The following is an 18,714-nucleotide window of genomic DNA, read 5'->3' on the forward strand; positions in this document are numbered from 1 at the left end:
CCTCCGTACGGTGCACCCCCGCCCGGTGGCCAACCCCCTTATGGCGCACCTCCCCCCGGCGCCGGAGGCCCGTACGGCACGCCCCCGCCCTACGGAGGGGGCCCGTACGTCGGCAGGGACCCCCTGGCCGGAATGCCCCCGCTCGCCGACAGCCTCAAGCGCGTGCTCGCGCGGATCATCGACATGATCCTCGTCGGGGTGGTCGTCTGGTTGCTGTCCCTGGCGTTCCACACCACCAACTACAACGTCAACGCCGACCAGGTCCAGTCCGGCAAGTCCCTCGGACAGTCGGTGATCGCCGCCATCCTCTACGTCGGCTATGACACCTTCATGATCAGCAGGTCGGGGCAGACGTTCGGCAAGAAGCTGCTGAAGATGCGGGTGGCCAACCTCGCCGACGGCTCCACCCCCTCGGTGCAGACCGCCCTGATCCGCGCGGCGGTGCTGTGGCTCCCGTTCGCGTTCTGCTGCGCCTGCGTCTGGACCATCATCTGCGGCGGCTGGAGCTTCTTCGACCGGCCCTACAAGCAGGGCCTGCACGACAAGGCGGCCAAGACGGTAGAAGTCAGCACGGAGTGAGGGGGCGTTGAGCGAAGGGGCGGCGGTGGTGTACGGCGGGCCTGTGTGTCACGGGCCCGCCGGTTCGCGTACGGACTCGGTGCGCGAGGCGGATCCGACCGACGTCCCGGGACGCACGGCTGCGGCGGGCATCCGGTCGGCGGACCGTCCGGCCGCGGCCGACGCGGACTTCGGCATGGGGACCGTCAGGGCGACGAGCAGCCCGAGCGCGAGCGCCGCAAGGGCGATCACGGCGATGCCGAGGCCCGAACTCGTCTGTGACAGCAGCAGCATGGCGAGGGTGGAGAAGATCACGGTGCAGGAACCGTAGGCGAGCTGTGCGGCAGTCGGACGAGGCATGGCCATTCCTCGGGGTGGGGTGGCCTCCCCCCGTGCCTCACGCTATGGGGGAGGATGCGGGCAACTATGGGGCTTGTGGGGCACAACGGGTCTGACTGGGAATCACGGGATGACAACGGTGTCGACAGGGCAATCCATCGCCGTTCCAGCAGTTCGCCTGTCGACTCTATTCGCCTGCATGCCCGAGCGGAACAGTTGGTAAGCGTGACCTAACCCACGGTGTCGGTGCATGGGGGGCGCACGGATTCATGCAGTCCACCGACTGGACCTATGCGCGCGCCGGTTGACAGGCGATTATGCCGATCGTATGGCGAACGCCAGTTCTCAGTAATGCACTTGGCCTGTCCAAGTCAAGATCTGTCTTTTCTTCTGAACCTCCGGTCAAATGTCGTCACTTGACACACGCGTACACCGCGCGCGGACCTCTCACGATCGATTCGTCATCCGCGTGATCGGACGCGTCGGGGAGGACTTCAAGTGACCAGTAGGCCCTGGACGTTCAGAGTGGCCGCGATAGGCGTGACGCTCGCGGCCGCCTCCGCCACGTTCGCGACCTTCGCGGTGGCGGAGGCGAACACGCCGTCGGATCCCGCCGCCGTGAACCGGCACGACCCGCAGCCGGAGAAGCAGAAGGAGCACGACTTCGACGGCCCACTGAGCAAGACCCAGGAGGCTCAGCGCCAAGAAGCGCTCAGCCAGGTCGTGTCCGGCAAGGCGAAGGTCAAGAACAACGACGGTTCGAACGTCGTCCAGCTCAAGGGCAAGAAGGGCGACAGCAAGTACGTCGAGCTCGGCCGTGAGAAGACCGACAAGATCTTCACGATCCTGGTCGAGTTCGGCGACAAGGTCGACAGCCGCTACGGCGGCACGCCCGGCCCGCTGCACAACGAGATCGCCGCGCCCGACCGCAAGAACGACAACAGCACGGACTGGCGGGCGGACTACAACCAGAAGCACTACCAGGACCTGTACTTCGGCACCGGCAAGGACACCGAGTCGCTGAAGAAGTACTACGAGGCGCAGTCCTCGGGTCGCTACTCGGTCGACGGTGAGGTGACCGACTGGGTCAAGATCCCCTATAACGAGGCCCGTTACGGCTCCAACGAGGCCGACGACTCCGCTGCCTGGTACGCGGTCCAGGACGGCGTCAACGCCTGGGTCGCCGACCGCAAGGCCGAGGGGATGTCCACGGCCGAGATCCGCGCCGAGCTCGCCCAGTTCGACCAGTGGGACCGCTACGACTACGACAACGACGGCAACTTCAACGAGCCCGACGGCTACATCGACCACTTCCAGATCGTGCACGCCGGCGAGGACGAGTCCGCGGGCGGCGGCGCCCAGGGCACGGACGCCATCTGGGCCCACCGCTGGTACGCCTTCGGCACCGACGCCGGTGTCACCGGCCCCGACGCCAACAAGCTCGGCGGCACCCAGATCGGCGACACCGGCATCTGGGTCGGCGACTACACCATCCAGCCGGAGAACGGCGGACTCGGCGTCTTCGCCCACGAGTACGGCCACGACCTCGGCCTGCCGGACGAGTACGACACCAACGGCGGCGAGAACTCCACCGGGTTCTGGACGCTGATGTCGTCCGGTTCCTGGCTGGGCACGGGCAAGGAAGCCATCGGTGACATGCCCGGCGACATGAACGCCTGGGACAAGCTCCAGCTGGGCTGGCTCGACTACGACACGGCCAAGGCCGGCGTGAAGTCCTCGCACAAGCTGGGCGTGGCCGAGTACAACACCAAGGACAAGCAGGCGCTGGTCGTCTCGCTGCCCGACAAGGCCGTCACCACCGAGGTGGTCCCCCCGGCCCAGGGTCAGACCCAGTGGTGGAGCGGCAGCGGCAACGACCTGCGCAACACGCTGACCCGCTCGGTCGACCTCACCGGCAAGTCCTCGGCCACGCTGTCCCTGGACGGCTGGTACGACATCGAGGCCGGCTACGACTTCCTCTACGCCGAGGTGTCGGCCGACGGCGGCACCAACTGGACCGCTCTCGACGGCACGGTGAACGGTCAGCCGGTCCCGCGCGACGCCAGCGACAAGCCGGCCCTGACCGGTTCGATCGACGCGTACGCGAAGCTGTCGTACCCGCTGGACGCCTACGCGGGCAAGAAGATCGACCTGCGCTTCCGCTACCAGACCGACGGCGGTGTGGCGCTCAAGGGCTTCGCGGCCGACGAGATCGCGGTGACCGCGGACGGCTCGGCCGTCTTCTCCGACGACGCGGAGAGCGCGGACGCGGCCTGGACGGCGAACGGCTTCTCCCGGATCGGCGCGTCCTTCACCAAGGACTACGAGCAGTACTACATCGCCGAGAACCGGCAGTACGTGTCGTACGACAAGACCCTGAAGGTCGGCCCGTACAACTTCGGCTTCTCGACGACCCGTCCGGACTGGGTGGAGCACATCCCGTACCAGAACGGCCTGTTGATCTGGAAGTGGGACCGCTCGCAGGCGGACAACAACACCGCCGCCCACAAGGGCACCGGTCTGATCCTGCCGGTCGACTCGCACCCGACGCCGCTGAGGTGGGCCGACGGCACGCTGCTGCGCAACCGGTTCCAGGCCTACGACTCGCCGTTCACCCTGGAGAGCACCGACGCGATCACGCTGCACAGGGCTGGCGTGCCGGTGACGATCAAGTCGCAGAAGGGGGTGCCGGTCTTCAACGACCACACCAACACCTACTACGACGAGTCGAACCCGACTGCCGGCGTCAAGATCACTGACACCAACACCAAGATCAAGATCGACAACGTGACCAAGGGCGGCTCCGTGATGGAGCTCAAGGTCGGGCCCGCGGTGAAGTAGTCCACATCTTCGCAGGTCAGAAGTGCATCGGCGGCGATCCCGTGGCGGGTCGCCGCCGATCGTGTTTAGGTGCGTTCTGTGGCGCGCTGATGGACACCGACCGGAACGGGGGCGTGACCGAATGGCCGCAGGAGGTTTCTGCAAGCTGCCGAACGGCAGCGTGGTGGTGGCGCTGAACCTGCCCAGCCCGGGGTCAGGCAGCGGCTCCGTCCGCGTGCTCGTCCTCGCCCGGAACCGCGCCCGGGCGCTGACACGTCTGCGCAACCTGGGCCTGCGCGCCGTCTACCTGCGCGGCAACGTCGCCCCACCGACCCCCGACGAGATCACCGCGGTCCTGCACCACCCCGACGGCCTGATCTGGCGCACCGCACCCGACGGCGCGGGCCAGGAGCTGTCCCAGGAGCTGTGGCACCCGATCAGGGCGCTGCTGAGGAGGCCGACGGCGCAGGCGTGAGCGCAGCCCTCGGGCGGTGCGTCCGGGTCGGTGCGGTCCCCGGCCCGGTTACGACACGACCGGCTTGCCGGACAGCTCCACCCCGGCCTCCCGGAGCTCCTCCAGCGCCCGTTCCGTGGCCGCCTCGGACACCCCGGCGGTGAGGTCCAGCAGGACCTGCGTACGGAAGCCCTGCCGCACCGCGTCCAGAGCGGTGGCCCGCACGCAGTGGTCCGTGGCGATCCCCACCACGTCCACCTCGTCGATCTTCCGCGCCCGCAGCCAGTCGCCCAGTGGCACCCCGTTCTCGTCGGCGCCCTCGAACCCGCTGTAGGCCGCCGAGTACGCGCCCTTGTCGAACACCGCGTCGACCATGCCGGAGGTGACCACCGGGGCGAAGTTCGGGTGGAAGCCCACTCCCTCCGTGCCCGCCACGCAGTGCGCGGGCCAGGAGTGGACGTAGTCGGGATTGTCGGCGAAGTGCCCACCCGGGGCGATGTGGTGGTCACGGGTGGCGACGACATGGCGGTACCCGGCGGGGGCCTGCCCGATCAGCTCCGTGATCGCGGCGGCCACATCGGCGCCCCCGGCCACCGCGAGGCTGCCGCCTTCACAGAAGTCGTTCTGCACGTCTACGACGATCAGGGCGCGGCGCATGGTCGATGTCCTTCGGCTTGGCGGCGGTTCGGTGGGGGAGGGGTGCGGGCCCGGCCGTCCGGATGGACTACCGAGCCTAGAGACTTCAGGGGCGGGACGGGAGGGGCATGCCGGGGCGGATCGGATGCGCGGGTGCGCTGCCGTTGCATTCCCGCCGGCCGCCCGTTCATGCGCCCGCGGACCGGGCAGGCCGAAGCCACACTCCGCCCTTACCTCCAGGGTCGCCCTTGAACCCTTCAGAAAGACGTCACAGGTATTCGGTCGGAAGCACCGGTTCCCCACGGGACAACTGCGTCGCCGACAGCGGCAGATTGGCGCGTGCGGCCGCGTGCCGGTCGCGAACGACGTCCAGCGACTCACGGGCGACGACCTGGCCGCCCTTGACCAGCTGGACCAGCAGCTGGCGGTCCGCCAGCTCGGCCGGCACCGGCCCGGTGCCGATCACCTCGGCCTCGGCCACCCCGTGCTCGTCCAGCCGCCTGGCCGCCCACTTGCGCCCGCCGATGGACGTCTTGCCGCCGCTCGCCTTCTTCGCCACCGGCACCAGCGGAGCCTTCGGGTCCGCCGACTCGGCGCGGGCGACCAGCTTGTAGACCATCGAGCAGGTCGGATGCCCGGAACCCGTCACCAGCTGGGTGCCGACGCCGTACGCGTCCACGGGCGCCGCCGCCAGCGAGGCGATGGCGTACTCATCCAGGTCCGAGGTCACGACGATCTTCGTGCCGGTCGCGCCCAGCGCGTCGAGCTGCTGCCGCACCCGGTGCGCGACCAGCAGCAGGTCGCCGGAGTCGATGCGCACGGCGCCCAGCTCGGGCCCCGCGATCTCGACGGCCACCCGGACGGCCTCGGCGACGTCGTAGGTGTCCACGAGCAGCGTGGTGTCCCGGCCCAGCGAGTCGATCTGGGCCCGGAAGGCGTCACGTTCGGTGTCGTGCAGGAGCGTGAAGGCATGGGCGGACGTCCCGACCGTCGGGATGCCGTACCGGAAGCCGGAGGCCAGGTCGGAGGTGGTCGCGAAGCCGCCGACGTAGGCGGAGCGTGCGGCGGCCACGGCGGCCAGCTCATGGGTGCGCCGGGCGCCCATCTCGATCAGCGGCCGGTCACCGGCTGCGGAGGCCATTCGGGAGGCGGCGGCCGCGACGGCGGAGTCGTGGTTGAGGATCGACAGGATCACGGTCTCCAGGAGCACGCACTCCGCGAAGGTGCCCTCGACCCGCATGATCGGCGAGCCCGGGAAGTACACCTCGCCCTCCGGGTAGCCCCAGATGTCGCCGCTGAAGCGGTAACCGGCCAGCCACTGAAGGGTCTCCTCGTCGACGATCTCGCGTTCCCGCAGGAAACCGAGGACGTCCGAGTCGAAGCGGAAGTTCTCGACCGCGTCCAGGACGCGCCCGGTGCCGGCCACGACGCCGTAGCGGCGGCCGTCCGGCAGCCGCCGGGTGAAGACCTCGAACACGGACCGCCGCTCGGCGGTGCCCGCCTCCAGGGCGGCCTGCAGCATCGTCAGCTCGTAGTGGTCGGTGAAGAGTGCCGTCGAGGGAACGTCCACCGGCAGCCCAAGGTCCGCTGTCTCCATGGTGGACGATCGTACCTTCATCTCGTCAGTCTGACGATTTGTGACCTCGTTTGTGCGCGCACCCAGCAGTGGTGGCAGCATGGGGCCTGTGACGGCTCCCGCACCCCTAGAGATCGAAAAGACCGAGTCGGCGGAGGAAGCCTTCGCCGTACCCGCGCCGGACGTCCCCTGGGTGACGATCGTCCACAATGACCCGGTCAACCTCATGAGCTATGTGACGTATGTCTTTCAGACGTACTTCGGCTACCCCAAGGACAAGGCCACCAAGCTCATGCTCGACGTCCACCACAAGGGCCGGGCGGTGGTGTCCAGCGGCACGCGCGAGGAGATGGAGCGCGACGTCCAGGCCATGCACGGCTACGGTCTGTGGGCCACACTTCAGCAGGACCGCAAGTAGTCAGCAGGCCCGTCAAGCACCGAAAAGACCCATGCCAGGACACTTCGAACCGCTCCCCGGCGGCGGCGCGGCCGTCGCCCTCGACGACGTCGAGATCTCCATCATCCGCTCGCTGGCCGTCCAGCTGCTGGAACTCATCGGGCCGGGCCCCGGGGCCGCAGACGGCCCCGAGGACCCGCTCGCCGAACTGTTCGCGGAGGGGCCGAGCGAGCCGCCCGCCGACCCGGTGCTGCGCCGCCTGTTCCCGGACGCCTACGGCGGCCCCGGCGATGCGCCGGCCTCGCCCGAGGAGGCGGAGGAGCGGCGCGCCCACTCCGCCGAGTTCCGCCGCTTCACCGAGAACGACCTGCGCGCGGGCAAGCGCGAGAACGCGCTCGCGGTGATCCGCTCGCTGGACGCGCTGACTCCGGTGGGCGACGAGGCCGCCGTCCTGGAACTGTCACCCGAAAAATCTCGGCAGTGGCTCGGCGCCCTGAACGACCTGCGTCTGGCGATCGGTTCCCGTCTGGAGGTCGCCGACGAGGACGACGCCGACGAGCTCTACCAGCTGCCCGACGAGGACCCGCGCAAGCCGATGGTGATGGCCTACCTGTGGCTGGGCGGCCTTCAGGAGACCCTCGTCACGAGCCTTATGCCCTGATATGCGGGGATCACCCCCCGTGCGCCACCCTCCGGTGTTCGCTCAGCGGACGTTCAAGTCCGGATAACGATCGCGTCACAACGGCGGTCGTTTACGCCCTTTTCGGTGACGTTTTGTCCGCTTCTTCCGGTGATGTGCGCCACATACCGGACAGCCGATCAATGCTGCGGCCGTGGTACATCTTCACGACCGCCCGACAGGACGCCACCCATGTCCGGTCGGGTGCGCCACCGAGCCGGCGACCGTCGGCCAGGCAACAACTCCATCAATCCGGGGGGATCGGAACCCGGTTCGAGGCCGACGAAAGGCCCGGATCGGCATGGAGAAAGGCGCACCACATGACCTCGACGCAGGTCGACCGGGATCGCGACGGCCATGGGGCCGCGCGGGCCGAGGACGGCGAGGGTTATCAGCGCGGGCTCGGTGCCCGGCAGATCCAGATGATCGCCATCGGCGGTGCCATCGGCACCGGCCTGTTCCTCGGTGCGGGCAAGGGTATTTCCAAGGCCGGTCCCAGCCTGATTCTGGCGTACGCCATCGCGGGCTGCGTGATCTTCATGATCATGCGGGCGCTCGGCGAACTGCTCATGTACCGCCCGGTGTCCGGTTCGTTCTCGGAGTACGCGCGCGAGTTCATCGGTCCGTTCGCGGGCTTCGTGACCGGGTGGACGTACTGGCTGTTCTGGGTGGTCACCGGCATCACCGAGGTGACGGCCGCGGCCGCCTACATGACGTACTGGTTCGACATCCCCCAGTGGGTCTCGGCCCTGATCTTCACGCTCGTGCTCTACGTCGCCAACCTGATCTCCGTGAAGCTCTTCGGTGAGCTGGAGTTCTGGTTCTCCATGGTCAAGGTCACCGCGATCATCGGCATGATCCTGATCTGTGCGGGCATCCTGACGCTCGGCTTCTCCGACGCCGGCGACACCGCCTCCGTGAGCCACCTGTGGAACCAGGGTGGCTTCTTCCCGCACGGTGTCGGCGGCACGCTGATGACCCTGCAGATGGTCATGTTCGCCTTCCTCGCCGTCGAACTGGTCGGTGTCACCGCGGGCGAGTCCAAGGACCCCAAGAAGGTGCTGCCGAAGGCGATCAACACCGTGCCCTGGCGCATCGCCGTCTTCTACATCGGCGCGCTGATCATGATCCTCTCGGTCGTGCCGTGGACGAACTTCCACCCGGGCGTGAGTCCCTTCGTGAAGGCCTTCGAGGAGATGGGCCTGGCCGCGGGCGCGGGCATCGTCAACTTCGTGGTCCTCACGGCCGCGCTGTCCTCCTGCAACTCCGGTATGTACTCCACCGGCCGCATGCTGCGCGACCTGGCGCTCAACAGCCAGGGCCCGAAGTTCTTCACCAAGCTGACGCGCACCGGTACCCCGCTGGTCGGCACCACGTTCTCCGCCGCGCTGATGATGGTCGGCGTCTGGATCAACTACCAGTGGCCGGGCAAGGCGTTCGACTACGTGGTGTCCTTCGCGACCATCTCCGGCATGTGGGCCTGGATCGTCATCCTGATCTGCCAGATCCGCTACCGGGCCAAGGCGAACCGGGGACAGCTGCCGCAGAGCGAGTTCCGTGCGCCGGGAGCCCCGTACACCAGCTACTTCGCGCTGGCGTTCATCTTCATGGTGATCGTGCTGATGGGCGTCGACAAGGACGCCCGGGTCTCGCTGTACTGCGCGCCACTGTGGGGTCTGATCCTCGGTGTCTCCTACTGGGCGCTCAGGCGCCGTAACCCGCAGGCCGCGGCCTTCCGCAAGCGCTGACGCCGCCCCCCGGGACACCTCTCCGGGACGTCCGGCGGCCGGGAGCACTCGTGGCGCCCCGGCCGCCGCCGCTCAGGTCGTCCAGCATGTGGGCCGCTTCGTACCGACCCTCGGTACGGGGCGGCCCCTCTGCTTATCCTGGCCACCATGCTGACCCTCACCCAGGCCCTCTACGACCAGATCGTCGCCCACGCGCGCGAGGACCACCCCGACGAGGCGTGCGGCGTGGTCGCCGGCCCCGTGGGCTCCGGCCGCCCCGAGCGCTTCATCCCGATGCTCAACGCGGCCCGTTCACCCACCTTCTACGAGTTCGACTCGCAGGATCTGCTCAAGCTCTACCGCGAGATGGACGACCGCGACGAGGAGCCGCTGATCATCTACCACTCCCACACCGCGACCGAGGCGTACCCGTCCCGCACCGACATCGGCTACGCCAACGAGCCCGGCGCCCACTACGTGCTGGTCTCCACGGCCGATGCCGACGGCCTCGGCGAGTTCCAGTTCCGCTCCTTCCGGATCCTCGACGGCGAGGTCACCGAGGAGGAGGTCAAGGTCGTGGACGCCTACTGAGCAGGCCCTACCGAGCTCCTTGACCACAGTGCGAGCAGAGGCCAGCCAGTATGTGAGATCACATTCCAGGACCCGGACCGGGAATCGTTACGATGAGCGCATGGTTCTCAATGACGTGAGCGACAAGACGCCGGGCGCACTGCTCGTGGCGCGGCTGCACGTCGACCTGTGCAGGCTCGCCAGCGCCATCTGTTGACGCTGCCTCTGCCGCGTCCCTGCCGCCTACGGCCGTGAGCCGCGGCATCCCCCGCGTACGACCACGCTCCCGCGCCGCCGCGCGCGCTCCGACCCGACACCTTCCGACAGGAGTCCGCAACCATGGCCATCGAGGTCCGCATCCCCACCATCCTCCGCACCTACACCGACGGTCAGAAGGCCGTCGAGGGCAGTGGGGAGACCCTCGCCGAGCTGTTCGCCGATCTCGAGACGCGCCACACGGGCATCCAGGCCCGGATCGTGGACGGCGGCGAACTGCGCCGCTTCGTCAACGTCTACCTGAACGACGAGGACGTCCGCTTCCTGGACGGCATCAAAACCAAGGTCGCCGACGGCGACAACGTGACGATCCTGCCGGCTGTCGCCGGCGGCATGGCCTGACGGTCGCTGATCACCGATGCGTTACGACTCCCCGCTGGCTGCGGTGGGCAACACCCCTCTGGTGTGCCTGCCGCGGCTCTCGCCGTCCGCCGACGTCCGGATATGGGCCAAGCTGGAGGACCGCAATCCGACCGGCTCGGTCAAGGACCGTCCCGCGCTGCACATGATCGAGCACGCCGAGAAGGACGGCCGTCTGACCCCGGGCTGCACCATCCTGGAGCCGACCTCGGGCAACACGGGCATCTCCCTGGCCATGGCGGCGAAGCTCAAGGGCTACCGCATGGTCTGCGTGATGCCGGAGAACACCTCGCAGGAGCGCCGGGACCTGCTGGCGATGTGGGGCGCCGAGATCATCTCCAGCCCGGCCGCGGGCGGCTCCAACACCGCCGTGCGCGTCGCCAAGGAGCTGGCCGCCGAGCATCCCGACTGGGTGATGCTCTACCAGTACGGCAACCCGGACAACGCGGGCGCGCACTACGCGACGACCGGGCCCGAGATCCTCGCCGACCTCCCCTCCATCACGCACTTCGTGGCGGGCCTCGGCACCACCGGCACCCTCATGGGCGTCGGCCGCTATCTGCGCGAGCACAAGCCGGACGTGAAGATCGTCGCGGCCGAGCCGCGCTACGACGACCTGGTGTACGGGCTCAGGAACCTCGACGAGGGCTTCGTACCGGAGCTGTACGACGCCTCGGTTCTCACCACCCGCTTCTCGGTCGGCTCGGCGGACGCGGTGACCCGCACCCGTGAACTCCTCCAGCAGGAGGGCATCTTCGCCGGAGTCTCCACCGGCGCCGCCCTGCACGCGGCGATCGGCGTCGGCCGCAAGGCGGTCAAGGCGGGCGAGAGCGCGGACATCGTGTTCATCGTCGCCGACGGCGGCTGGAAGTACCTCTCGACGGGCGTCTACACGGCGGCCACGACCGAAGAGGCCATCGAGACGCTGCAGGGTCAGTTGTGGGCATAGGGATTTCCCTCCAGGGGGCCCGGGGGAAACGCCCCCGGGTCCCGCCTTTTCATCGGCAGGCCAATCGCCGCACAAGGAGCTGCCAAGCCGCCCTCGAACTTCAACGCCGCCTCCGGCTACGGGGATTCATTCGCAGTGCACCGTCGTTCATGCCGGTGGTGAGGCGAATCCGGTGGGTGCGGCGCGGAGCGGCGCCGGATCGTTCCGGCAAGGCTGGATTCAGCTGCCGACGACCAGCTGACGTACTCCCGCGACAAGGGCCCCGGCCGTGCACACGGCCGGGGCCCTTGTCGCGGCCGCAGGGGGATCCTGATACCGAGGAGAAACGTCACACCGGCACAGAGACGAGGACACCCACTAGAACACGGGTACCGGGACAAGGGCACAGGAAGGCGGCCTGCCCATGCGCCGTACGACATTTCACCAGGTCACCGTCGCCATGGCGGCACTCCTCCTCGCCGGCTGCGGAACGCAGAGCGACGGCGGGGCACCCGACGGTGACATGGTGTCGCCGTCGCCGTCCCCCACGGCGACCGCAACGGGATGCACCTCCGAGGCCCGGCTCACCGCGGCCGACGACGGCCGCACCATATGCCTGACGACGGGCGGGCAGATCCGGCTGACACTGCACGGCACCACGGACCGGCCCTGGGCCCCCGTCACCGCCACGGGCAGCGCGCTCAAGGCCGCCAACGCCGGAATCGCCGTCCGGCCGGGCGACGCCGTCGCCGCCTTCGACGCGGTCGCGCCCGGCACGGCACAGCTCAGCTCGACCCGCCCCCTGTGCGCCAGGCGACCGGGCCAGAACTCCTGCCTGGCCCTTCAGAACTGGACGGTCACAGTGACGGTGAGGAAGCCATGAGGACACTCACCCTGCCAGGTACCGCACCTGGTCCCACAGGACGGGATCCACCACCCCCACCCGCCGCCGGAAGTCCCACAACGGCACGTCCCGCAGTTCGTCCGTCTCCAGGAAGCTGGGCCGCCCGTGGGCGTCGGCCACCGTCCCCGGCGGCAGCGGGATCACACCCGCCCGCTCGTCGTGGTACCTGCTGGTGATCTGCGCGACCGTCGCACGGTCCCCGCGCACCGCCAGCACCAGACACGGCCGCTCCCCGCCACCCTCCCGGTTCTCGTGCGGCATGCTTGCCCACCAGATCTCGGCCGGCCGGGGATGCATCCGGGGACGCCCCCGCCCGCGCGTGGCCGCGCGGCGTCGGCTCTGCCCGCGCCCCCAGCCGTCCACCAGCGTCGCGACCAGTGCGAGCAGCACCACCGCCGCCAGCGCCAGCCACCACGACGTGTCCATACGGATGACGGTACCGGCGCGTACGCCCCACCGCCCGCGCTGTCGCAACTCCCGTGCGCCGCCCCGCGCGCCGCCGCTCCAGCCAAACCGGTGACACCACAGGTGAGTTCCCCCACAACGGCCCCTGCCGAGGGAGCGACCCACCCTTTCGCCCCTTACGCTCGACGGATCGTACGACCCCCGTCACCGTCCATGCCTTCTGCATTTCTGCCACGCGGAGGTTCCAGCTCTATGAAGCTCACCGTCGTCGGCTGCTCGGGGTCGTTCCCGTCCGCGGAGTCGGCCTGCTCGAGCTATCTCGTCGAGGCCGACGGCTTCCGGCTGCTTCTCGACATGGGCAACGGCGCCCTGGGCGAGCTGCAGCGCCACTGCGGTCTCTACGACCTCGACGCGATCTTCCTCAGCCATCTGCACGCCGACCACTGCATCGACATGCTCGCCTACTTCGTCGCGCGCTACTACCGCTACGACGGCGGCCGCTGCGCCCCGATCCCGGTCTACGGCCCCGAGGGCACCGAGCAGCGCCTGACCACGGCCTACGCCGACACGCCGTCCGCCTCCTCGATGAGCGAGGTCTTCGATTTCCACACGGTGAAGCCGGGCATGTCCGAGATCGGCCCCTTCACCGTCCACACGGAGCTCCTCCGCCATCCCGTGGAGGCGTACGGCATCCGGATCGAGCACGGCGGCAGGTCGCTCACGTACTCCGGCGACACGGGCGTGACCGAGGCCCTGGACGAACTCGCCCGCGACACGGACCTGTTCCTGTGCGAGGCCGCGTTCACCCACGGCAAGGAGAACATCCCGGACCTCCACCTCAACGGCCGCGAGGCCGGCGAGACCGCGGCCCGCGCCGGAGCCCGCCGCCTGGTCCTCACCCACATTCCGCCGTGGACGGACCCCCAGGTCAACCTGGCGGACGCCCGCGCGGTGTACCAGGGGCCGGTGGAACTGGCCGCGCCGGGGATGACGTACGAGATCTGACCCCGGCATGCGCGAGGGCCCCGGAATCGTGATCGGGTTCCGGGGCCCTCGCGTACGTCAGGGTGCGCTCACGCCTTGGTGAGCTCCTCGACCTCCTCCTCGGGCTCGCGGCCCGGGGTGGGGAGGTTGAACTTGGTGATCGCGAAGCGGAAGGTCACGTAGTAGATGGCCGCGAAGACCAGTCCTATGGGGATGATCAGCCAGGGTTTCGTCGCCAGGTGCCAGTTGAGTGCGTAGTCGATGAAGCCGGCGGAGAAGTTGAAGCCGGCGTGGACACCCAGGGCCCACGTGATCGCCATCGACGCGGCGGTGAGCACGGCGTGCAGCACGTACAGGACCGGCGCGATGAACATGAAGGAGAACTCGATCGGCTCGGTGACACCGGTGACGAACGAGGTCAGCGCGAGGGACACCATCATGCCGAGCACGACCTTGCGGCGCTCGGGGCGGGCGCAGTGCGCGATGGCGAGCGCGGCGGCAGGCAGGCCGAACATCATGATCGGGAAGAAGCCGGACTGGAACAGACCGGCGGACGGGTCACCGGCCAGGAAGCGGGTGATGTCGCCGTGCACGACCTTGCCGTCCGAGTTCGTGAAGTCACCGAGCTGGAACCACGCCACGGTGTTCACGAACTGGTGCATGCCGATCGGGATGAGGCCGCGGTTGACGAGACCGAAGAGGGCCGCGCCGCCGGCGCCGAGACCGGTCATCCACTCACCGAAGTTGGTGATGCCGTTGCCGATCGGCTCCCAGACCAGGGTGAAGAAGACACCCACCAGGGTGCCGACGAAGGCCATCAGGATGGGCACCAGGCGGCGGCCGTTGAAGAAGCCGAGCCAGTCGACCAGCTTGGTGCGGTGGAAGCGCTGCCACATCACGGCCGCCAGCAGACCCATGATGATGCCGCCCAGGACACCGGGGTCGTTGTACGTCGCCTCGACGATCTTGCCCTTTTCGATGTGCTGTTCGACCAGCGGGAACGCCTGGAGCACCTTGCTGTAGACGAGGAAGCCGACCAGCGCGGCGAGGGCGGTGGAGCCGTCCGACTTCTTGGCGAAGCCGATGGCGACACCGATGCAGAAGAGCATCGGCAGGCTGCCGGTGATGGCACCGCCCGCGGCGTTGAACACGGCGGCGACCTTGTCCCAGCCGAGACCGTCCTTGCCGAAGATGTCATCCTGGCCGAGCCGGACCATGATGCCCGCAGCCGGCAGCACGGCAATCGGGAGCTGCAGGCTGCGGCCGACCTTCTGCAGGCCCTGGAACAGGCCGGATCCCCGCTTCTTTGCGGGGGCCGCCGTCGCGGTGGCGGTGCTCATACTTCCTCCATGTGCGGGATGCCGCCGGGGGTGGAACGAGGGGATGGGGGTGGGCGGCACCCGTGTGGTCTACACCACTCAGTGGTGTAGACCTGTTGTAGCACGGTAAGCGCGAGATATGGAACCTGTGCTTCCTGTGGCCTCGGACATAGTTCCCGGTCCTGGACATATAGGGACCAGTGTCGCAGGCTCATGAGCCGTCGGTCCGGCGGTCCGAACCGGGTTTGGCGGCCGCTCCTCCGCTGGTGTAGACCAGTCGGCGGACGGTCGCTCCGTCGTGGACGCCGCCCTTCGGTACCGACGACATGGCCGCTCGCGCAGCGGGACCAACTGTGGGTTACTGCGACAAAGCGGATCGGATCAGGGAGAAAGACATGGCCAGCAAGGCTGAGAAGATCGTTGCCGGGCTCGGCGGCATCGACAACATCGACGAGATCGAGGGCTGCATCACCCGACTCCGCACCGAGGTCCACGACGCCTCGCTGGTCAACGAGGCCGCCCTGAAGGCCGCGGGTGCCCACGGCGTCGTCAAGATGGGCACCGCCATCCAGGTCGTCATCGGCACGGACGCCGATCCGATCGCGGCGGAGATCGAAGACATGATGTGAGGCGCAGCGGACCCCGACCGGGTCCGCGCGCCCGCAGAGAAGGGGCCCTCTCCACCGCGAGAGCGGCCCCTTCCCTCTGTACGGCTAGGCTCGGGGCCATGTCTCGAATCGACGGCCGCACCCCCGAACAGCTCCGCCCCATCACCATCGAGCGTGGCTGGAGCAAGCACGCCGAGGGCTCCGTCCTCGTCTCCTTCGGCGACACGAAGGTCTTCTGCACCGCCTCCGTCACCGAGGGCGTGCCGCGCTGGCGCAAGGGCAGCGGAGAGGGCTGGGTCACCGCCGAGTACGCCATGCTGCCCCGCTCCACCAACACCCGTGGCGACCGCGAGTCGGTCAAGGGCAAGATCGGCGGCCGTACCCACGAGATCAGCCGCCTCATCGGCCGCTCCCTGCGTGCCGTCGTCGACTACAAGGCGCTCGGCGAGAACACCATCGTCCTCGACTGCGACGTGCTCCAGGCGGACGGCGGCACCCGCACGGCGGCGATCACCGGCGCCTACGTGGCGCTGGCCGACGCGGTCGCCTGGGCCCAGCGCAAGAAGCTGGTGAAGGCCGGACGGCAGCCGCTGACCGGCACCGTCGCCGCCGTCTCCGTGGGCATCGTCGACGGCGTACCCCTCCTCGACCTGTGCTACGAGGAGGACGTCAGGGCCGAGACCGACATGAACGTGGTCTGCACCGGCGACGGCCGCTTCGTGGAGGTGCAGGGCACGGCGGAGGCGGCACCCTTCGACCGCAAGGAGCTGAACGCCCTCCTCGACCTGGCGGTGGCAGGCTGCGACCAGCTCGCGGAGATCCAGCGCACGGCCCTGGAGGCAACCCAGTAGGGCCGGAGCGGCGTTATTGGAGATAACTGCACGACCCGGGCCGGGGCGCACGGAAAACACCGTGCGCCCACCCGCGGTCGCGTACGACCATCGACACCGGGCGACCGGGCCGGCCGGCACGTCCACGGGAAGTGCAGCACCGTCACGGGGAGGGGACCGTTCCATGGCCGCGCGCCACCGCCGCCGCACCGCCGCCACCGCACTCGTTACCGTCGCCGTACTCGCCGCCATGGGCGCGAGCGCGGGCTGCGACGCCGTCAACAAGGCGATCGACTGCGTCCATACCGCCGACGCGATAGCCGACAGCGTCACCGGCCTGCAGCAGGCCGTCGAGGACGCGGCGAACGACCCGGCGCAGACCGACGAGTCTCTCGACTCCATCGAGAAGGACCTCGACAAGATCGGTGACGCGACGGACGACGTGGACGTCAACAAGGCGGTCGACGGCCTCCGCAAGGCGGTCACCGGCGTCCGCGACGCCGTCGGAAACGGCGACCGCACACCCGACGTCGGCCCAGTGACCGATGCAGCGGGGGAACTGACGAAGGTGTGCACGCCGTAGGGCGGGGCGAAGCCGGTCCCGGCCCGTGCGGATACTGGTGGACATGACCCGCCTGATCCTCGCCACACGCAACGCCGGAAAGATCGCCGAACTGAAGGCGATCCTCGCCGACGCGGGCCTCCCGCACGACCTGGTCGGCGCGGACGCCTACCCCGACATCCCCGACGTCAAGGAGACCGGCGTCACCTTCGCCGAGAACGCCCTCCTGAAGGCCCACGCGCTGGCCAAGGCGACGGGCCTGCCCGCGGTGGCAGACGACTCGGGTCTGTGCGTCGACGTCCTGAACGGCGCACCGGGCATCTTCTCCGCGCGCTGGGCGGGCGGGCACGGCGACGACAAGGCCAACCTGGACCTGCTCCTCGCCCAGATCGCGGACATCGACGACGCCCACCGGGGTGCCCACTTCGCCTGTGCGGCGGCCCTGGCCCTGCCGGACGGCACGGAACGCGTGGTCGAGGGTCAGCTGAGGGGCACCCTCCGCCACGCCCCGTACGGCACGAACGGCTTCGGCTACGACCCGATCCTGCAGCCGGAGGGCGAGAGCCGCACCTGTGCGGAACTGGCCCCCGAGGAGAAGAACGCGATCAGCCACCGGGGGAAGGCGTTCCGCGCGCTGGTGCCGGTGGTGCGGGAACTGCTGGGCTGAGGCGCGGCAACCGAAAGGCCCGGTCCTCATGGACCGGGCCATCGCCGTCTTCTGGTGCGGCCGGTGGGACTCGAACCCACACGGGATTTCTCCCACGGGCACCTAAAACCCGCGCGTATGCCATTTCGCCACGACCGCCCCCGAAACGGACAATTGATCGTCCTGCGCCGTTTCGTGTCGCTCAGTGTACGGGGGAGCCCGTGCGTCCCGGGGCGCCCCCGCCCCCACGGCAGACCATGACACCGCCCGCGTCGGGCAGTTCGGCGCGAGGCGCGCGCCCTCAGTGCCCCGACGTCATCTTCAGCCCCACCACGGACACCAGCAGCAGAGCCACGAAGAAGATCCGTGCGGGGGTCGCGGGCTCGCCGAGTACGGCCATGCCCAGCACCGCTGCCCCTGCCGCGCCTATGCCCACCCAGACCCCGTACGCCGTACCGATGGGCAGGGACTTCGCGGAGTACGACAGCAGGAGCATGCTCGCGACGATGCCCGCACCGGTGGCCAGGCTCGGCCAGAGGCGGGTGAAGCCATCGGTGTACTTCATGCCGATCGACCACGCGACCTCGAGCAGGCCGGCGACGACGAGCAGGACCCAGGCCATGACGGCACCTCCATGTTTCCGTGCAACGGGGGTGCGTCGTCTTTGCGGTCCCGGTACGGCGCGTCTCGTCGGGGCCCTCGCGGGGCTCGTCCAACGTAACAACGCGCGGCGAGGAAATGACGAAAGGGGCTGGTGACAAGGGTCACCAGCCCCTTTCTCCAACGAATTACAGGTACAGCCCCGTGGAGTCCTCCGACCCCTCGAAGCGGTCCGCCGCCACGGCGTGCAGGTCGCGTTCGCGCATCAGGACGTACGCGGTCCCGCGCACCTCGACCTCGGCGCGGTCCTCCGGGTCGTACAGGACCCGGTCGCCCACCTCCACGGTCCGCACGTTCTGCCCGACCGCGACGACCTCGGCCCAGGCGAGGCGCCGGCCGACGGCCGCGGTCGCGGGGATCAGGATGCCGCCTCCGGAGCGGCGCTCGCCCTCGGCGGCGTCCTGCCGTACGAGCACGCGGTCGTGCAGCATCCGGATGGGCAACTTGTCGTGGTGGGTCTTCTCGCTCACGCCCCG

23 protein-coding genes, 1 tRNA gene and 1 riboswitch are annotated in these 18,714 nt (G+C 69.0%); of the genes, 16 read left to right on the forward strand and 8 right to left on the reverse strand.

Going from position 1 to position 18,714, the window contains the following annotated elements; genetic code table 11:
* Nucleotides 1-579 (forward strand): RDD family protein (locus BIV24_RS23020; protein ID WP_107459657.1); only part of this gene is annotated, 579 nt, incomplete at its 5' end.
* 48 nt (nucleotides 580-627) lie between these two features.
* On the opposite strand, the gene BIV24_RS23025 is transcribed toward BIV24_RS23020, so the two are convergent.
* Nucleotides 628-918, reverse strand: coding sequence for a hypothetical protein (locus BIV24_RS23025; RefSeq protein WP_071368322.1), 291 nt, complete (start codon nucleotides 916-918; stop codon nucleotides 628-630).
* A 477-nt stretch (nucleotides 919-1,395) separates the two neighbouring features.
* On the opposite strand from BIV24_RS23025, the gene BIV24_RS23030 reads away from it, so the two are divergent.
* Both BIV24_RS23030 and BIV24_RS23035 read left to right on the forward strand, forming a co-directional pair.
* Complete coding sequence (locus tag BIV24_RS23030; RefSeq protein WP_071368323.1) at nucleotides 1,396-3,738, forward strand: immune inhibitor A domain-containing protein; 2,343 nt, start codon at nucleotides 1,396-1,398, stop codon at nucleotides 3,736-3,738.
* A gap of 121 nt (nucleotides 3,739-3,859) precedes the next feature.
* Nucleotides 3,860-4,192, forward strand: coding sequence for a hypothetical protein (locus BIV24_RS23035; RefSeq protein WP_071368324.1), 333 nt, complete (start codon nucleotides 3,860-3,862; stop codon nucleotides 4,190-4,192).
* A 48-nt stretch (nucleotides 4,193-4,240) separates the two neighbouring features.
* Here the strand turns inward: BIV24_RS23035 and BIV24_RS23040 are convergent, their stop codons facing one another.
* Together BIV24_RS23040 and BIV24_RS23045 are read right to left on the reverse strand one after the other, a co-directional pair.
* Nucleotides 4,241-4,828, reverse strand: a complete 588-nt coding sequence (locus tag BIV24_RS23040) for an isochorismatase family protein (RefSeq protein WP_071368325.1) — start codon at nucleotides 4,826-4,828, stop codon at nucleotides 4,241-4,243.
* A 247-nt stretch (nucleotides 4,829-5,075) separates the two neighbouring features.
* On the reverse strand, nucleotides 5,076-6,404 hold the full coding sequence (locus tag BIV24_RS23045) for a nicotinate phosphoribosyltransferase (RefSeq protein ID WP_071368403.1): 1,329 nt from the start codon (nucleotides 6,402-6,404) through the stop codon (nucleotides 5,076-5,078).
* A 79-nt stretch (nucleotides 6,405-6,483) separates the two neighbouring features.
* Between BIV24_RS23045 and clpS the strand changes: the two genes are divergently transcribed.
* The 8 genes from clpS (at nucleotide 6,484) to BIV24_RS23080 (ending at nucleotide 12,203) form a co-directional block, all read left to right on the forward strand.
* A complete protein-coding gene (gene clpS, locus BIV24_RS23050) occupies nucleotides 6,484-6,801 on the forward strand; it encodes an ATP-dependent Clp protease adapter ClpS (protein WP_071368326.1) in 318 nt (105 codons plus the stop codon).
* 31 nt (nucleotides 6,802-6,832) lie between these two features.
* Nucleotides 6,833-7,441, forward strand: a complete 609-nt coding sequence (locus tag BIV24_RS23055) for a DUF2017 domain-containing protein (RefSeq protein ID WP_071368327.1) — start codon at nucleotides 6,833-6,835, stop codon at nucleotides 7,439-7,441.
* Nucleotides 7,442-7,779: 338 nt separating this feature from the next.
* On the forward strand, nucleotides 7,780-9,207 hold the full coding sequence (locus BIV24_RS23060) for an amino acid permease (RefSeq protein WP_071368328.1): 1,428 nt from the start codon (nucleotides 7,780-7,782) through the stop codon (nucleotides 9,205-9,207).
* 147 nt (nucleotides 9,208-9,354) lie between these two features.
* Nucleotides 9,355-9,777 carry a M67 family metallopeptidase gene (locus BIV24_RS23065; RefSeq protein WP_071368329.1) on the forward strand — a complete coding sequence of 141 codons (423 nt, stop codon included), beginning with the start codon at nucleotides 9,355-9,357 and terminating at the stop codon, nucleotides 9,775-9,777.
* A gap of 100 nt (nucleotides 9,778-9,877) precedes the next feature.
* Complete coding sequence (locus tag BIV24_RS34850; RefSeq protein WP_216825713.1) at nucleotides 9,878-9,973, forward strand: winged helix-turn-helix domain-containing protein; 96 nt, start codon at nucleotides 9,878-9,880, stop codon at nucleotides 9,971-9,973.
* A gap of 122 nt (nucleotides 9,974-10,095) precedes the next feature.
* Complete coding sequence (locus BIV24_RS23070) at nucleotides 10,096-10,374, forward strand: MoaD/ThiS family protein (protein ID WP_071368330.1); 279 nt, start codon at nucleotides 10,096-10,098, stop codon at nucleotides 10,372-10,374.
* Nucleotides 10,375-10,390: 16 nt separating this feature from the next.
* Nucleotides 10,391-11,341 carry a PLP-dependent cysteine synthase family protein gene (locus tag BIV24_RS23075; protein WP_071368331.1) on the forward strand — a complete coding sequence of 317 codons (951 nt, stop codon included), beginning with the start codon at nucleotides 10,391-10,393 and terminating at the stop codon, nucleotides 11,339-11,341.
* Between the two features lie 403 nt (nucleotides 11,342-11,744).
* Complete coding sequence (locus BIV24_RS23080; RefSeq protein WP_071368332.1) at nucleotides 11,745-12,203, forward strand: hypothetical protein; 459 nt, start codon at nucleotides 11,745-11,747, stop codon at nucleotides 12,201-12,203.
* Between the two features lie 6 nt (nucleotides 12,204-12,209).
* Here BIV24_RS23080 and BIV24_RS23085 read toward each other — a convergent pair whose 3' ends face one another.
* Complete coding sequence (locus BIV24_RS23085; RefSeq protein WP_071368333.1) at nucleotides 12,210-12,650, reverse strand: type II toxin-antitoxin system PemK/MazF family toxin; 441 nt, start codon at nucleotides 12,648-12,650, stop codon at nucleotides 12,210-12,212.
* 231 nt (nucleotides 12,651-12,881) lie between these two features.
* Between BIV24_RS23085 and BIV24_RS23090 the strand changes: the two genes are divergently transcribed.
* Nucleotides 12,882-13,634, forward strand: coding sequence for an MBL fold metallo-hydrolase (locus BIV24_RS23090; RefSeq protein ID WP_071368334.1), 753 nt, complete (start codon nucleotides 12,882-12,884; stop codon nucleotides 13,632-13,634).
* A 68-nt stretch (nucleotides 13,635-13,702) separates the two neighbouring features.
* Here BIV24_RS23090 and BIV24_RS23095 read toward each other — a convergent pair whose 3' ends face one another.
* Nucleotides 13,703-14,953 carry a PTS transporter subunit EIIC gene (locus BIV24_RS23095; RefSeq protein WP_071368335.1) on the reverse strand — a complete coding sequence of 417 codons (1,251 nt, stop codon included), beginning with the start codon at nucleotides 14,951-14,953 and terminating at the stop codon, nucleotides 13,703-13,705.
* A 305-nt stretch (nucleotides 14,954-15,258) separates the two neighbouring features.
* Here BIV24_RS23095 and BIV24_RS23100 point away from each other — a divergent pair, with 305 nt between their 5' ends.
* The 4 genes from BIV24_RS23100 (at nucleotide 15,259) to rdgB (ending at nucleotide 17,599) form a co-directional block, all read left to right on the forward strand.
* Nucleotides 15,259-15,561 carry a PTS sugar transporter subunit IIB gene (locus BIV24_RS23100; protein WP_079168469.1) on the forward strand — a complete coding sequence of 101 codons (303 nt, stop codon included), beginning with the start codon at nucleotides 15,259-15,261 and terminating at the stop codon, nucleotides 15,559-15,561.
* Nucleotides 15,562-15,659: 98 nt separating this feature from the next.
* Nucleotides 15,660-16,391 (forward strand): ribonuclease PH, encoded by a 732-nt coding sequence (gene rph / locus BIV24_RS23105; RefSeq protein ID WP_071368337.1) that lies wholly within the window; start codon nucleotides 15,660-15,662, stop codon nucleotides 16,389-16,391.
* Between the two features lie 163 nt (nucleotides 16,392-16,554).
* Nucleotides 16,555-16,953, forward strand: a complete 399-nt coding sequence (locus BIV24_RS23110; RefSeq protein WP_071368338.1) for a hypothetical protein — start codon at nucleotides 16,555-16,557, stop codon at nucleotides 16,951-16,953.
* A 43-nt stretch (nucleotides 16,954-16,996) separates the two neighbouring features.
* Complete coding sequence (rdgB, locus tag BIV24_RS23115; RefSeq protein ID WP_071368404.1) at nucleotides 16,997-17,599, forward strand: RdgB/HAM1 family non-canonical purine NTP pyrophosphatase; 603 nt, start codon at nucleotides 16,997-16,999, stop codon at nucleotides 17,597-17,599.
* Nucleotides 17,600-17,651: 52 nt separating this feature from the next.
* Here the strand turns inward: rdgB and BIV24_RS23120 are convergent.
* The 3 genes from BIV24_RS23120 to BIV24_RS23130 form a co-directional block, all read right to left on the reverse strand.
* Nucleotides 17,652-17,737: transfer RNA gene (locus BIV24_RS23120), tRNA-Leu, on the reverse strand.
* Nucleotides 17,738-17,879: 142 nt separating this feature from the next.
* A complete protein-coding gene (sugE, locus tag BIV24_RS23125; protein ID WP_071368339.1) occupies nucleotides 17,880-18,200 on the reverse strand; it encodes a quaternary ammonium compound efflux SMR transporter SugE in 321 nt (106 codons plus the stop codon).
* A gap of 30 nt (nucleotides 18,201-18,230) precedes the next feature.
* Nucleotides 18,231-18,291, reverse strand: a riboswitch (guanidine-III (ykkC-III) riboswitch).
* A gap of 75 nt (nucleotides 18,292-18,366) precedes the next feature.
* The gene (locus tag BIV24_RS23130; RefSeq protein WP_071368340.1) at nucleotides 18,367-18,708 is read right to left on the reverse strand and encodes a GroES family chaperonin; all 342 of its coding nucleotides are present in this window, start codon (nucleotides 18,706-18,708) and stop codon (nucleotides 18,367-18,369) included.
* Nucleotides 18,709-18,714: the final 6 nt, after the last annotated feature.

Origin of the sequence: Streptomyces colonosanans, from assembly GCF_001866645.1 — a bacterium.
GTDB lineage: Bacteria > Actinomycetota > Actinomycetes > Streptomycetales > Streptomycetaceae > Streptomyces > Streptomyces colonosanans.

Coding starts and splice junctions, on each gene's coding strand:
- BIV24_RS23035 (WP_071368324.1), top strand. CDS start 3,860: ATGGCCGCAGGAGGTTTCTGCAAGCTGCCGAACGGCAGCGTGGTGGTG.
- BIV24_RS23065 (WP_071368329.1), top strand. CDS start 9,355: ATGCTGACCCTCACCCAGGCCCTCTACGACCAGATCGTCGCCCACGCG.
- BIV24_RS23075 (WP_071368331.1), top strand. CDS start 10,391: ATGCGTTACGACTCCCCGCTGGCTGCGGTGGGCAACACCCCTCTGGTG.
- BIV24_RS23055 (WP_071368327.1), top strand. CDS start 6,833: ATGCCAGGACACTTCGAACCGCTCCCCGGCGGCGGCGCGGCCGTCGCC.
- BIV24_RS23100 (WP_079168469.1), top strand. CDS start 15,259: ATGGCCGCTCGCGCAGCGGGACCAACTGTGGGTTACTGCGACAAAGCG.
- BIV24_RS23080 (WP_071368332.1), top strand. CDS start 11,745: ATGCGCCGTACGACATTTCACCAGGTCACCGTCGCCATGGCGGCACTC.
- BIV24_RS23095 (WP_071368335.1), bottom strand. CDS start 14,953: ATGAGCACCGCCACCGCGACGGCGGCCCCCGCAAAGAAGCGGGGATCC.
- clpS (WP_071368326.1), top strand. CDS start 6,484: ATGGGGCCTGTGACGGCTCCCGCACCCCTAGAGATCGAAAAGACCGAG.
- rdgB (WP_071368404.1), top strand. CDS start 16,997: ATGACCCGCCTGATCCTCGCCACACGCAACGCCGGAAAGATCGCCGAA.
- BIV24_RS34850 (WP_216825713.1), top strand. CDS start 9,878: ATGGTTCTCAATGACGTGAGCGACAAGACGCCGGGCGCACTGCTCGTG.
- BIV24_RS23045 (WP_071368403.1), bottom strand. CDS start 6,404: ATGGAGACAGCGGACCTTGGGCTGCCGGTGGACGTTCCCTCGACGGCA.
- BIV24_RS23025 (WP_071368322.1), bottom strand. CDS start 918: ATGCCTCGTCCGACTGCCGCACAGCTCGCCTACGGTTCCTGCACCGTG.
- BIV24_RS23070 (WP_071368330.1), top strand. CDS start 10,096: ATGGCCATCGAGGTCCGCATCCCCACCATCCTCCGCACCTACACCGAC.
- BIV24_RS23085 (WP_071368333.1), bottom strand. CDS start 12,650: ATGGACACGTCGTGGTGGCTGGCGCTGGCGGCGGTGGTGCTGCTCGCA.
- rph (WP_071368337.1), top strand. CDS start 15,660: ATGTCTCGAATCGACGGCCGCACCCCCGAACAGCTCCGCCCCATCACC.
- BIV24_RS23090 (WP_071368334.1), top strand. CDS start 12,882: ATGAAGCTCACCGTCGTCGGCTGCTCGGGGTCGTTCCCGTCCGCGGAG.
- sugE (WP_071368339.1), bottom strand. CDS start 18,200: ATGGCCTGGGTCCTGCTCGTCGTCGCCGGCCTGCTCGAGGTCGCGTGG.
- BIV24_RS23110 (WP_071368338.1), top strand. CDS start 16,555: ATGGCCGCGCGCCACCGCCGCCGCACCGCCGCCACCGCACTCGTTACC.
- BIV24_RS23060 (WP_071368328.1), top strand. CDS start 7,780: ATGACCTCGACGCAGGTCGACCGGGATCGCGACGGCCATGGGGCCGCG.
- BIV24_RS23040 (WP_071368325.1), bottom strand. CDS start 4,828: ATGCGCCGCGCCCTGATCGTCGTAGACGTGCAGAACGACTTCTGTGAA.